Genomic DNA, 13,213 nt, shown 5'->3' on the forward strand with positions numbered 1-13,213 from the left:
ATAAATATGATGTTTTTAATTGTATTTATATAGATTATATGACATACTCAATATTAATTAGTATGACATAATAATTAATTGAGGTGACATTATAATGACTAAATATATTTATGCTTTTGATGAAGGACAAAAATCGATGAAGGATTTGCTCGGTGGTAAAGGTGCCAACCTTTCTGAAATGAAACGATTAGGTTTACCTGTACCTGATGGCTTTACGATTACGACTGCTGCTTGTATTGAGTATTTACGTCAAGGCAAATCATTATCAACAGAAGTGAAAACACAATTAATTGATCATCTTGCTGCATTTTCAGAGAGAACTGGTAAACGTTTCTCATCTGATGCCAATTTATTACTTGTGTCTGTGCGTAGTGGAGCTAAAATTTCGATGCCTGGTATGATGGATACCATTCTGAACTTAGGATTAAATGATGATAATGTTAAAAAATTAGCTGATAAAACAGGCGATGCACGCTTTGCATATGATTGTTATCGTCGTTTACTTCAAATGTTTGGTGAAGTGGTGTACAACGTGCCACTGCAATCATTTGATACATACTTTGAGGATTACAAAGCACGTCATAATTTTGAGAATGATGCTGCCATTACAGCTGAAGGTTTACAAGAGATTTGTGAACGATTTAAAGAGATTTATGTCGAGGAAGTGTATAAACCATTCCCGCAAGAACCTTTAAAACAATTAGAAGAAGCAATCGAAGCAGTCTTTAAGTCTTGGGATAATGATCGTGCGCGTATATACCGTGATTTAAATGATATTCCTCATGACATTGGTACAGCTGTGAATATTCAAGAAATGGTCTTCGGTAATAGTGGGGACAATAGTGGTACAGGTGTTGCCTTTACACGTAACCCGGTTAGCGGCGAAAATAAATTGTTTGGTGAGTACTTATTAAATGCGCAAGGTGAGGATGTTGTAGCCGGTATTCGTACACCTAAAGCTATTTCGACACTCCATGACCAAATGCCTGATGTACATCAAGAATTTGTAGATGTAACAAAGCAATTGGAACAACATTATAAAGATATGCAAGACATCGAATTTACAATTGAAAATGGCAAACTTTATTTATTACAAACGCGTAATGGTAAACGTACGGCACGTGCAGCGATTAAAATTGCAGTAGATTTAGTCGCTGAAGGTGTGATTAAGAAAGAAGAAGCAATGTTAAATGTTGATGTGAAATCAATAGATCAATTATTACATCCTAATTTTGATGACAAAGCGTTAAAAGAAGCTACTGAGATTTCAAAAATTGGTTTACCTGCGAGTCCAGGTGCAGCGACAGGACAAATTGTATTTTCAGCTGAGGATGCGAAAGTGCAAGCAGCATCAGGACATAAAGTCATCTTAATGCGTCCTGAAACATCTCCAGAAGATATTGAAGGTATGATTGCAAGTGAAGCAATTGTGACGACACATGGTGGTATGACATCTCATGCGGCTGTCGTTGCACGTGGTATGGGTAAATGTTGTGTGACAGGATGTTCAGATTTGGAAATTAATACAATGGCTAAAACGGTGTATTACGAAGGCGGAGAACTTCACGAAGGCGATACCATCTCTGTAGATGGTTCAAAAGGGGATATCTATATTGGTGAAATCAAAACAGTTAGTGCTGAGCATAGTGAAGAATTCAATCAATTTATGTCATGGTCCGAAGATATTGCACGACTAAATGTGCGCATGAATGCAGAAACACCGCAAGATATTAAAGCGGGTTATGAGTTCGGTTCGAAAGGTATTGGTTTAGTTAGAACTGAGCATATGTTCTTCGGAGCAGAGCGTTTAGTTGAAATGCGTCGCTTCATATTATCTTCATCCTATGAACAACGTGTTGAAGCGTTAAACAATATTCGAAAGTACCAAGTAGAAGATTTTGAAGCCATCTTTAGACTATCGGGTGAACGTCCGACGATTGTGCGTCTTCTAGATCCACCATTACATGAATTTTTACCTAATTCAGATGAAGATGTCGAACATGTAGCACAACAATTAAATATTCCTAAAGACGTGTTAAATAAACGTATTGTTGACTTACATGAAGTGAACCCGATGTTAGGACATCGTGGTTGTAGACTTGCAATCACGTATCCTGAATTATATGAAATGCAAGTTGAAGCCATTATGGGAAGCGTATTAAAACTTAAAAAAGAGGGTATAACATGTAAACCTGAAATCATGATTCCGCTCGTCTCAACTGTAGAAGAATTTACTACACTTAAAGACAAACTTGTTGAGACGATTCATAAACTAGAGAAAGAACAAGGGGACAGCGTACCATATTTAATCGGTACGATGATTGAAACACCGCGTGCATGTCTAATTGCAGATACGTTAGCGCAACATTGTGATTTCTTTAGCTTTGGTACAAACGATTTAACACAATTGACATATGGTTTCTCTAGAGATGATGCAGGTAAATTTATAAATGTGTATACTGAAAGTAATATATTGAAGCTTGACCCATTCCAAACGTTAGATAGAGATGGTGTCGGAAAATTGATTGAAATTGCAGTTGAACAAGCTAAGAAAGTGAATCCTAACATTAAAATCGGTGTTTGTGGTGAATTAGGCGGAGATGCTAAGTCTATTCGTCGCTTCAATCAGCTAGCGATAGACTACGTGTCATGCTCACCATTCCGAGTTCCAGGTGCAATTTTAGCAACAGCTCAGAGTCAAGCGGAGGAAAGCGAGCAATAACGTGAAAGAAAAGAATTCAAACGAACAAATGTTAAAGTTATTTATTGTATCAGATTCCATTGGTGAGACAGCGCAAAGAATGATTCATGCCACATTAACGCAGTTTCCAAATTTGCATAATGTAGAAATTAAGAAATTCCCATATATTAAGGATGAAGAGGAATTCTTAAATATTTTAAATTTGGCGCGTGAACAGCATGCGATTGTTGCAACAACATTAGTGAGTGAATCATTTAATGCACTGGGTCATGAATTTGCACGAGAGCATGATATTCCTTACGTTGACTATATGTCTGATTTAATTGGAATTATTGAAAAGACGACACATAGCCATCCGTTAATGGAAAGTGGCGCTTTACGTAAATTAAATGATGAATACTTCAAACGGATTGAAGCCATTGAATACTCAGTTAAATATGATGATGGCAAGCATTTTACTGATATTGGCGAAGCGGATGCACTCATTGTAGGTGTATCAAGAACTTCTAAGACGCCATTAAGTATGTATTTAGCTAATAAAGGCTACAAAATCGCTAATATACCATTGGTGCCAGAAATTGAAATACCTGATAACGTGTATAAGCAAAAGGGGCTAAAAGTGTTTGGCTTGACTGCAAGTCCACAATATATCGCCAATATTCGAAAGAATCGTGCTGAGACACTAGGCTTGTCTAGTGAATCTCGTTACAATAACTTAGAGCGCATCAAGAAAGAACTGATTTATGCTGAAGAAGTCTTTAAGAAATTGAATGCGACTGTCATTAATACAGAATATAAATCAATTGAAGAGTCAGCATTTTATATTGAAAAGTTCTTACAACCTAAAAAGCAATCATAAGGCCAACTCAATTTATCAGTCTAGTTAGAATGATGGAAATTAAGGGGAGCAGGACAGAAATAAAATTTTCCGAAATTTGTTTCTGTTCCGCTCCCCTCCTCTCATCGTTTGAGTTGCTTAATGATGAGAAAAAACACTTAGTGTGTATTCATTCGATTTTGTATAAAAAAATATTTTTAATTAAGTTTCTCCAATTTACAATTTACCATATTTGTTTTAACATAGAAATGAAAGGCTTAACAATCTTAATATAAAAAGATATTACTTGATGGTTAGGGAGAAAGAGTAGTAAGTAATAGCTTTTTAGTTGTTAACTAATAAAATTGGAGAGGTGTACAACCATGGCAGAATCAAAAGATGTCATTTTAATTGGTGCTGGTGTCTTAAGTACAACATTTGGTTCTATGTTAAATGAGCTTGAGCCTAATTGGAATATCAAGCTTTACGAACGTATGGATCGACCAGGTCTTGAAAGTTCTAATGAACGCCACAATGCTGGTACTGGTCACGCTGCACTTTGTGAATTGAACTATACAGTTCAACAACCAGATGGTTCAATTGACATTGAAAAAGCAAAAGAAATCAACGAAGAATTTGAAATCTCAAAACAATTCTGGGGTCACTTAGTGAAATCAGGACATATTGAGAATCCTAGAGAATTTATTAATCCTCTTCCACACATTAGTTTTGTTAGAGGCGTTAATAATAAAGAATTCTTGAAAAAACGTTACGAAGCAATGAAACAATCTCCAATGTTCGATAACATTGAATATACTGAAGACATTGAAGTAATGAGAAAATGGATTCCATTAATGATGCAAGGTCGCGTTGATGACGGCAAAATGGCTGCTAGTAAAATCGACGAAGGTACTGACGTAAACTTCGGTGAATTAACTCGTAAAATGGCACGTCACTTAGAATTAGACGAGCATGTTGAAGTTAAATATAGTCATCAAGTGCTTGATTTTGAACGTTTATCTAATGGTAAATGGCAAGTTAAAATTAAAGACCTTAAATCTGGTAACGTATTTGAAGAAGTTACTGACTATGTATTTATTGGTGCCGGTGGTGCAGCAATTCCATTACTACAAAAAACAGGTATCCCTGAAAGTAAACATTTAGGTGGATTCCCAATTACTGGTCAATTCTTAGCATGTACAAATCCACAAGTGATTGAAGCACACGATGCGAAAGTATATGGTAAAGAACCACCAGGTACACCACCTATGACAGTACCTCACCTTGATGCACGTTACATCGAAGGTAAACGTACGTTATTATTTGGACCATTTGCTAATGTTGGACCTAAGTTCCTTAAAAATGGCTCAAACTTAGATTTATTCAAATCTATCAAACCATATAACATTACAACAATGTTAGCTGCTGCAGTTAAAAACTTACCATTGATTAAATATTCATTTGATCAAATCATCATGACTAAAGAAGGTTGTATGAACCACTTACGTACATTCTACCCTGAAGCACGTGATGAAGATTGGGAATTATACACAGCAGGTAAACGTGTTCAAGTTATTAAAGATACTGAAAAAGAAGGTAAAGGATTTATCCAATTCGGTACAGAAGTGGTTAACTCTGAAGACCATTCAGTAATTGCTTTACTTGGTGAATCACCAGGGGCATCAACATCAGTATCTGTAGCTTTAGAAGTACTTGAAAAGAACTTCCCAGAACACATCGGTGAATGGAATGCTAAAATTTCAAAAATGATTCCTTCATATGGTAAATCATTAATCGAAGATGTTGAGTTAATGAGAAAAATACGTCGTCAAACGTCTAAAGACCTTGAATTAGGTTATTACGAAGACGCGAAATAAATAGAAGTTAATTAAAGCGTCTCCTGAGATTTTGAATCTCAGGAGACGCTTTTTTTAGCTTTCTATAGGAATAAAAAAGTTGGCATATTTGTAATGATAGACAATATTTGAATAATCGAAAGGTGTGCCTTTAGTGGTATAAAAGGTCAAATCATGACGCATACATGGATCATTTTGATTGAGATTTAAATGCTGTGCTTCCTGTTCAGAGAGAAAGTCGATATAAAAATAGATATCCGAGAAACCAATATTGATCTTAAGCTGAGACTGAAGGTAGTCGAATATTGAACGCTCTGCACTGGCAAGGTCAAGGTGCGTTACTAATGATTGATTGAAGTAGGAAGTTTCAATACATAGCGGGTTGTGGTCCAAATAGCGAATCCGTTCGACATAATAAACGTTAGTATCTTCGTCAGTTAAGCGTAAATGTTCTCTCACTTCATCATTTGGCGTGATAGATTTAAAAGTTAAGACTTTACTTGTGACTTGATGGCCTTGTAGATTGTCTGAGAACCCTTTTGTTTTTAACAAGTTAATATAACCTGATTTGTTTTTGTTTCGGACATAAATACCACTACCTTGTGTTTGGTAAATCATGCCATCTTTTTGTAGCATGCCTAATGCTTTAATGATGGTACTTTTACTTACTTGATATTGAGATTTTAATTGTTCTACACTAGGAAGTTTATCGCCAACTTTATACTCGTTATTTGAAATAGCATTTGTAATTTCTTGTGCAATTCGTTCGTACTTTAACATCATTTTACTCCCTTTATTTGAAATTCAAATATAGTATAGCAAATTTTAATACCGATTTGTAAATTGTACCGGTATAATTCAGAATAAATCATTTACAAATTGTACCGGTATAATTATAATAAGTTGTGAAAGGGTTTGCATTCTAATAAAAAATATGACAGTTGTTAAGAAATAAAAACGTATGAATAACAATTTGGAAAAGGAGTTTTAAATATGTCTAAATTACCAAATGATTTTTTATGGGGTGGCGCATTAGCGGCCAATCAATTCGAAGGTGGTTATGATCAAGGTGGTAAAGGATTAAGTGTGATTGATGTGATGACAGCTGGCGCACACGGTAAAGCACGTGAAATCACACAAGATGTAGAGCCAGGCAAATACTATCCCAATCATGTAGGTATTGACTTCTATAATCGTTATAAAGACGATGTGAAAATGTTTAGTGAGATGGGTTTGAAGTGCTTAAGAACGTCAATTGCATGGACAAGAATATTCCCACAAGGGGACGAAGTTGAGCCGAATGAAGAAGGTTTACAATTCTATGATGACTTATTTGATGAATTATTGAAATATAACATTCAACCTGTGATTACACTTTCACATTTTGAAATGCCATTACATTTAGCGCGTGAATATGGTGGTTTCAGAAATCGTAAAGTGGCAGACTTCTTTGCGTATTTTGCGGAAACGGTATTTAAACGTTACAAAGATAAAGTGAAATATTGGATGACATTTAACGAAATAAACAACCAAATGGACATCAATAACCCAATCTTCTTATGGACGAATTCTGGTGTTTCATTATCAGATGACGACAATAAAGAGGAAGTATTGTATCAAGTAGCGCATAATGAATTAATCGCGAGTGCCAAAGCGGTTAAAATTGGTAAAGCAATCAATCCTGACTTTGAAATCGGGGCGATGATTTCACACGTGCCAATTTATCCTTATAGCTGTAATCCAGAAGATATTATGGAAGCAGAAGTGGCAAGTCGTATGCGTTTCTTCTTCCCAGATGTACATGTTCGTGGTTATTACCCAGGTTATGCGACGAAGATGTTTGAACGTGAAGGCTTCGACATTGGTTGGCAAAAGGGTGATGACGTTATTTTACGTGAGGGTACGGTGGATTACATTGGATTCAGTTATTATATGTCTACAGTTGTAAAACATGATAATGAATCAAGTGTAGAAGATAATGTTGTTAATGGTGGTTTACCAAACTCAGTTGATAATCCTTATATTAAGAAGAGTGATTGGGGTTGGGCGATTGACCCAGTCGGTTTACGTTACACATTAAATGCCCTATATAACCGTTACCAAATTCCATTATTTATTGTTGAAAATGGCTTTGGCGCTGTAGATGAATTTGATGAAAATGGACAGATCCATGATGATTATCGAATTGAATATTTACGTGAACATATTAAGGCTGCTATCGATGCAGTAGATAAAGATGGTGTAGACTTAATGAGTTATACACCATGGGGTATTATTGATATTGTTTCATTTACAACTGGTGAAATGAAAAAACGCTACGGCTTAATTCACGTCGATCGTGATAATGAAGGTCATGGTTCATTAGAACGTACGAAGAAAGACTCGTTTGATTGGTATCGTAAAGTAATCGAATCAAACGGAGAAACATTATAACATTTAAGATGTATTATTGAGAATAGAATAATAATAAGCTTTCAATTACTCTAGCGTGTTGTCTTTATACTATAGAGTGATTGAGAGCTTTTTTAATATAAAGCGAATCAGTTTATTGATTATATGTGAGAGGGTAAGATGAGACTATAACTATCAGACAAGGGAGTTTCTTTATGCAGAAAGATATATTTAGTAATCAATATTGGGAGAAAGCGTGGGAAGACGACCCTAATACACAAGATAAAAGAATGAAACGTGCAGGTTTAGGAGATCCATCTGCACCTGGCTTTGAAAAGTGGGCACAACATTTTAATAAGCAGTCATTTACTCAAGAAAGCCAACAACGAACGAAACGTATTATGGATTGGATTGAAAGACAAACAGGTGCATTTAGCAATTTGAGTATATTAGATGTCGGTGCAGCCTCTGGTGTCTTTAGTGTGCCATTCGCTAAAGAAGGCGCAACCGTTACAGCGTTAGAGCCATCACCTATATTACATGAGATGTTACAGGAAAATGCCCACTATTATGGTGTAACGCTAGAAACCATTCATCAATCGTTTGAAGATGCTCGAAAGGAAGAATTAGGACATCATGATTTAGTATTTGCATCTATGTGTCCGGCAGTGACGACGTGGGAAGCGGTTAATAAAGCTATTGATATCGCTCAGAAATATGTCTATGTTAGTTTAATTGCTGGTCCTAAAGAGAATTCAATTGTTGATGAAGTTGTGGCATTTCTAGGGGAAACAAGTCAAGCTATGACAGCAGATATGTATTACTTATTGCAGTTATTATATGTCAATGATTTCACGTATGAGACGTTAATCGAACGACATACACAACACAATGATAAAACGCTAGATGATGTTATGCAGCAACTACCTCAATGGTTAAAAGAAGTTGAAGTGGAACTAGATGAACAACAACTGGCGAGTGTGAAACGCTATTTACAAGATCAATATGGTGATACGATACCTGTCATTACTGGTGGTAAATTTGGTAAAGTATTAATTCATGTTTAGAGCGGTGTATAAAATGGCGTACTATATCGTAAAATTTGAACACACGGATTTAAAAAGATGGAAAAAGTATGTTATTCCACACGTTTTATATTTAAATAGTTGATTAAGCAAGAGCATCTAATCATTTCTGGTCCAACTGTTGCTGACCGCAAAGATGTGAAAGAAGCTTATTTAAAATTAAAGTTAAAAATCGTGACATGTTAATGTCGTTACTTGAGAAAGATTCTTTTTGGTATCAAGACTTAGTTTCTCATTTTACAATTGAAGCGTGGAAACCATTATTCGGTAGTTTAGAACATCTTGAGAAAGAAGCGTTTGAAGATAATTAATCCCTTTGAATACTATTCTGACAGGCTTTGTTGGAATAGTATTTATTTTTATTTAAATTATTTCGATATATCGCTTTACATATAACGATATATCGTTTATTATATCGATATATCGAAAAGATAATCCAATAATAATTAAAGTAAAGGTGATTTCAATGATGTTTAGAAGACATATGCAAGATATGAGACAAGGCATGGATCGTTTCGAGCAATTTGGTGGAAGTAAAGGACCGCAAGGATTTGGTGGTTTCGGGCGCCGTGGTGGTGGTCGAGATAGATTTTTCAAAAAAGGCAATCTACAATTTATTATTTTACAAATGCTAGAAGAAGAATCACGTCACGGTTATCAAATCATTAAAGATTTAGAAGAACGTTTCAAAGGATTCTATTCACCAAGTCCTGGTTCAGTTTATCCTATTTTACAAATGTTAGAAGATAGAGACTTTGTATCAATTGCTAAAGAAGGCAATAAAAAAATCTACACTATTACAGATGAAGGTAAAACATTCTTAAAAGAGAATGTCGACCAAGATGCATTTACAAAACGTTTAGAACAATTTAAAAATGTAGATTTTGAACAAATGAAAGCATCTCGTGAACAATTACAAGAATTATTCCACGGATTTATGAAAGCAAGTCAAAGTGCATTACAAGATGAAAAAAAACAACAAGAATTAAATGCTTTTATTGAAGAAACAAAACAAAAATTAGAACGATTCTATAAATAATAAATATTAAAAAAGCCGACTGGTCGAAATAACCAGTCGGCTTTGAAACATTCGAGTGAAGTTATAGAGAACTTCGCCGGAATGATAAACGGGCTACAGTGAGCAGGTTTTTCGGCAGAAATACTCAAAGCTCGACAAAACTTGAGAAACAGTTTTGCTCACTTTTCGATTCTGCTCAAAACCTAAGCGCTCACTTTCGCACCTAGTTTTAGTTTTTGTTTACTGATGCGTCGTAGATTGAATCTACTGCGTCGCCTAATGCTTTATCGAATTCTTCTTGTGATTGGCTAGCGCGTAAGTCACTTGCTAATGCACGTGAGAAGCTTGCGATTAATTCATCGTTGTCTTTCAATAATTTGTTTGCTTCGTCTCTGCTGTAACCACCTGATAATACAACCACGCGTACAACATTTGGATGATCTGCTAATTCTTTGTATAAGTTAGCTTTAGTTGGGATAGTTAATTTTAACATCACTAATTGATCATCATTTAAAGCGTCTAAGCCTTTTTTAAGTTCAGCTTTTAATACTTCTTCGATTTCAGCTTTGTCTTTAGCGTTAATGTTAACTTCAGGTTCAATAATTGGTACTAAACCTTTAGCAATGATTTTTTTAGCGAATTCAAATTGTTGTTCAACAACGTCTTTAATACCTTGTTCGTTTAATTCTAAGATATTAGAACGCATTTTAGTACCGAAGATGTGACGTTCAACCGCACGGTCTAATGTATCGTCTAAATCATCGATAGGTTTCATTAATTGAACACCATTTTGTTGTTCAGCTAAACCTTTGTCGACTTTTAAGAAAGGAACAACACCTTTGTCAGCTAAGTAGTCGCCAGTGTATTTGCCTTCAACTTCACGATCCATTGTTTGTTCGAAAAGGATAGCACCTAAAATTTTGTCTGGAGAGAATGAAGGTGAAGTTACAACTCTAGTACGCATATCGTGTACAAGTTGGAACATTTCGTCATCATTACTATATTCGTCCTCGTTTACACCATATTCTTTTAATGCTTTAGGAGTACTACCGCCACTTTGGTCTAATGCTGCGATAAAACCTTTCCCATTTGTCATTTTTTCTAATTGTTCTTTATTCATTACTCTTTCCACTCCTTTAATTAACTTTCATATTCATTATGATAAAAAAGAAGTACATTCTCAAGTTATAAAACTTATATTTATTGAAAATTCTTATTTTACAGTTTATAGTTTCATAAATTGTACTTATTTCGTTGTATGACTCATTTTCAAAAAAATGCGAGGTAAAAAACATGGAACATCGTATCTTGATTATTGGTAGCCCAGGTTCAGGAAAATCAACGTTAGCAATGCGTTTACAACAGAATTATAAGATACCTTTGTATCACATCGATAAAATACAATGGCTTAACGATCAAGCGACTGTAACGCCGGAATCCTTGCACGCTCAGTTGAAAGAAATTGTAGCGACGCCATCTTGGATTATTGATGGTCATTATTCAAATACATTACTCATGAGACTAGAACGCGCAACGACAGTGATTTGGATTAAAGAATCGAGGTGGAAGTGTATATACCGTGTCATCAAGCGTTATCTAATGACTGTATTTAGAAAGCCAACAGTAGGTGGCAATCCTAAGAAAATAAGTTTATCCTTTCTCAAATATGTTTGGGATTTCCCTAAAAATAATTACGACAAAGTAGACGCCTATTATCAACAAACGCAACATCATACGCAATGGGTTATTGGAAATACGCAATCAATTTATTCAAAATTAAACCTATGATTACGAGATTTAATTTAAAATTCATTTAAAAACATACAAATATTAGATAATTTAATTTATAAAATTTTGTCTTAGTGAATATTTTTGTTAAAAATATGCTATTCTAAAGGAAAGTTAGGTTCTCTTATTTAGGATAATGAAACTCTTTAAATCGCTTACTATTCTAAATAATGAGAACCTAATTATACATATAAAGCATATTCGGAGGCTAAGGGAATGAAAAAAAACAAATTATTTGCTGTATTAACAACAAGTGCTTTGTTACTCGCTGCGTGTAGTAATGGAGATCATTCATCTAGTAGCGGACAAAAAGGGGACAGCCAGAAGAACGAACAGACAAACAGTCAAAGTGAAAAATTAAAACAGAATAATGATAAGAACAACAATGAGAATAAGGTTGACTATCCTAAGGATGGTGTCAAAGGGATTTATGTAACAAGTAATTCAACACAAGGCGATAAAATCGATGAGTTAATCAAATTTATTAAAGATTCCAATTTAAATACTATGGTTATCGATGTTAAAGATGATGAAGGTAACATAACAATGAATCTTAACACTGGCAACAAGCAAGTGGATAAAAACACATTAGACATTGTTGATGGTAAGAAATTACTGAAAAAATTGCATGATAACAACATTTATCCAATTGCGCGTATTGTTACATTTAAAGATTCTAAACTAGCGAAAGAACATCCGGAGTGGTCATTTAAAGAAAGTGATGGTTCAGTTTGGACAAATGGTAAAGGTGATAGCTTCGTTAACCCATTTATGAAAGAAGTTTGGGACTACGACATTGATGTAGCCAAAGCGGCAGCTAAAGCCGGTTTCCAAGATATTCAATTTGACTACGTGCGTTTCCCAGAAGGCTTTGAAAATGAAGCAGACAGTCTAACTTATAGTAAAGGTGACTATAAAAATAGCAAGTTAAGTTCTGGCGATCAACGTGTGGATACCATTACGAAATTCTTAGAACACGCTAATAAAGAGTTGAAACCGATGGGTGTTAATATATCTGCGGACGTATTTGGCTATTCTGCATTAGTTAAAAATGCACCTGGTATTGGTCAAAGTTTCCCTAAAATATCTGAAAATGTAGACGCAATTTCATCAATGATTTACCCATCACATTGGAGCAATGGTGACTTTGGTTTACAAGCGCCAGATACAGAACCATATAAAACAGTGAATCGATATATTCAAAAAGAAAATAACTTATTAGATTCACTTGGTAAGAAAAAACCAATTTCACGTCCATGGATTCAAGACTTTACAGCATCATACTTAGGCGATGGTAATTATATTGATTATGATGCGAAAGCTGTATCTGAACAAGTTCAGGCATTAAAAGATAATGGTGTAAATGAGTTCTTACTATGGAATGCCGGCAACGAATACACTGAAGATGCGAACTATAATCCTAAAAAAGGTAGCGCGAAAGAACGTGACCCTGAAGGTGTAGAACAAGACACAAAGCAGAAAGAGAAGCAAGACGACAATAAGAAAGATGATGACAACGAAAATAATAATAGCACTCAATAATGTTAAAAAGGGAGA

The 13,213-nt window shown here is 35.0% G+C and carries 11 protein-coding genes; 9 read left to right on the plus strand and 2 right to left on the minus strand.

All coding sequences use genetic code 11. The features are described 5' to 3' along the window. Positions 1 to 94 precede the first annotated feature (94 nt). The 3 genes from ppdK to lqo all read left to right on the plus strand — a co-directional run bounded on the left by ppdK (position 95) and on the right by lqo (position 5,395). Complete coding sequence (ppdK, locus tag KA878_RS07145) at positions 95 to 2,722, plus strand: pyruvate, phosphate dikinase (RefSeq protein ID WP_193838901.1); 2,628 nt, start codon at positions 95 to 97, stop codon at positions 2,720 to 2,722. A 1-nt stretch (position 2,723) separates the two neighbouring features. Continuing rightward, positions 2,724 to 3,560, plus strand: coding sequence for a pyruvate, water dikinase regulatory protein (locus tag KA878_RS07150; RefSeq protein WP_193838902.1), 837 nt, complete (start codon positions 2,724 to 2,726; stop codon positions 3,558 to 3,560). Between the two features lie 341 nt (positions 3,561 to 3,901). Beyond that, a complete protein-coding gene (gene lqo / locus KA878_RS07155) occupies positions 3,902 to 5,395 on the plus strand; it encodes an L-lactate dehydrogenase (quinone) (protein WP_070855240.1) in 1,494 nt (497 codons plus the stop codon). A 54-nt stretch (positions 5,396 to 5,449) separates the two neighbouring features. Here lqo and KA878_RS07160 read toward each other — a convergent pair whose 3' ends face one another. After that, a complete protein-coding gene (locus KA878_RS07160; protein ID WP_193838903.1) occupies positions 5,450 to 6,154 on the minus strand; it encodes a GntR family transcriptional regulator in 705 nt (234 codons plus the stop codon). Positions 6,155 to 6,367: 213 nt separating this feature from the next. Here KA878_RS07160 and KA878_RS07165 point away from each other — a divergent pair, with 213 nt between their 5' ends. The 4 genes from KA878_RS07165 to KA878_RS07175 all read left to right on the plus strand — a co-directional run bounded on the left by KA878_RS07165 (position 6,368) and on the right by KA878_RS07175 (position 9,889). Continuing rightward, complete coding sequence (locus KA878_RS07165; RefSeq protein WP_193838904.1) at positions 6,368 to 7,807, plus strand: 6-phospho-beta-glucosidase; 1,440 nt, start codon at positions 6,368 to 6,370, stop codon at positions 7,805 to 7,807. A 173-nt stretch (positions 7,808 to 7,980) separates the two neighbouring features. Continuing rightward, the gene (locus KA878_RS07170; RefSeq protein WP_193838905.1) at positions 7,981 to 8,832 is read left to right on the plus strand and encodes a class I SAM-dependent methyltransferase; all 852 of its coding nucleotides are present in this window, start codon (positions 7,981 to 7,983) and stop codon (positions 8,830 to 8,832) included. Positions 8,833 to 9,035: 203 nt separating this feature from the next. Continuing rightward, positions 9,036 to 9,161 carry a hypothetical protein gene (locus KA878_RS14525; protein WP_267253928.1) on the plus strand — a complete coding sequence of 42 codons (126 nt, stop codon included), beginning with the start codon at positions 9,036 to 9,038 and terminating at the stop codon, positions 9,159 to 9,161. A gap of 158 nt (positions 9,162 to 9,319) precedes the next feature. Further along, positions 9,320 to 9,889 carry a PadR family transcriptional regulator gene (locus tag KA878_RS07175; protein WP_193838906.1) on the plus strand — a complete coding sequence of 190 codons (570 nt, stop codon included), beginning with the start codon at positions 9,320 to 9,322 and terminating at the stop codon, positions 9,887 to 9,889. 208 nt (positions 9,890 to 10,097) lie between these two features. Here the strand turns inward: KA878_RS07175 and KA878_RS07180 are convergent, their stop codons facing one another. Continuing rightward, positions 10,098 to 10,988: a fructose bisphosphate aldolase gene (locus KA878_RS07180; RefSeq protein WP_011274776.1), complete on the minus strand. Its 891-nt coding sequence runs from the start codon at positions 10,986 to 10,988 to the stop codon at positions 10,098 to 10,100. A gap of 173 nt (positions 10,989 to 11,161) precedes the next feature. On the opposite strand from KA878_RS07180, the gene KA878_RS07185 reads away from it, so the two are divergent. Both KA878_RS07185 and KA878_RS07190 read left to right on the plus strand, forming a co-directional pair. After that, complete coding sequence (locus tag KA878_RS07185) at positions 11,162 to 11,656, plus strand: P-loop NTPase family protein (protein ID WP_193838907.1); 495 nt, start codon at positions 11,162 to 11,164, stop codon at positions 11,654 to 11,656. 216 nt (positions 11,657 to 11,872) lie between these two features. Next, positions 11,873 to 13,198, plus strand: a complete 1,326-nt coding sequence (locus tag KA878_RS07190; RefSeq protein ID WP_193838908.1) for a putative glycoside hydrolase — start codon at positions 11,873 to 11,875, stop codon at positions 13,196 to 13,198. Positions 13,199 to 13,213 lie beyond the last annotated feature (15 nt).

Source organism: Staphylococcus sp. GDY8P57P (genome assembly GCF_017892585.1).
In the GTDB taxonomy this organism is placed as follows: domain Bacteria; phylum Bacillota; class Bacilli; order Staphylococcales; family Staphylococcaceae; genus Staphylococcus; species Staphylococcus borealis.

What these genes read in the sequence shown, in the direction of transcription:
- KA878_RS07190 (WP_193838908.1), top strand. Translation starts at nt 11,873, where the DNA reads ATGAAAAAAAACAAATTATTTGCTGTATTAACAACAAGTGCTTTGTTA.
- KA878_RS07185 (WP_193838907.1), top strand. Translation starts at nt 11,162, where the DNA reads ATGGAACATCGTATCTTGATTATTGGTAGCCCAGGTTCAGGAAAATCA.
- lqo (WP_070855240.1), top strand. Translation starts at nt 3,902, where the DNA reads ATGGCAGAATCAAAAGATGTCATTTTAATTGGTGCTGGTGTCTTAAGT.
- KA878_RS07180 (WP_011274776.1), bottom strand. Translation starts at nt 10,988, where the DNA reads ATGAATAAAGAACAATTAGAAAAAATGACAAATGGGAAAGGTTTTATC.
- KA878_RS07160 (WP_193838903.1), bottom strand. Translation starts at nt 6,154, where the DNA reads ATGTTAAAGTACGAACGAATTGCACAAGAAATTACAAATGCTATTTCA.
- ppdK (WP_193838901.1), top strand. Translation starts at nt 95, where the DNA reads ATGACTAAATATATTTATGCTTTTGATGAAGGACAAAAATCGATGAAG.
- KA878_RS14525 (WP_267253928.1), top strand. Translation starts at nt 9,036, where the DNA reads ATGTCGTTACTTGAGAAAGATTCTTTTTGGTATCAAGACTTAGTTTCT.
- KA878_RS07175 (WP_193838906.1), top strand. Translation starts at nt 9,320, where the DNA reads ATGTTTAGAAGACATATGCAAGATATGAGACAAGGCATGGATCGTTTC.
- KA878_RS07170 (WP_193838905.1), top strand. Translation starts at nt 7,981, where the DNA reads ATGCAGAAAGATATATTTAGTAATCAATATTGGGAGAAAGCGTGGGAA.
- KA878_RS07165 (WP_193838904.1), top strand. Translation starts at nt 6,368, where the DNA reads ATGTCTAAATTACCAAATGATTTTTTATGGGGTGGCGCATTAGCGGCC.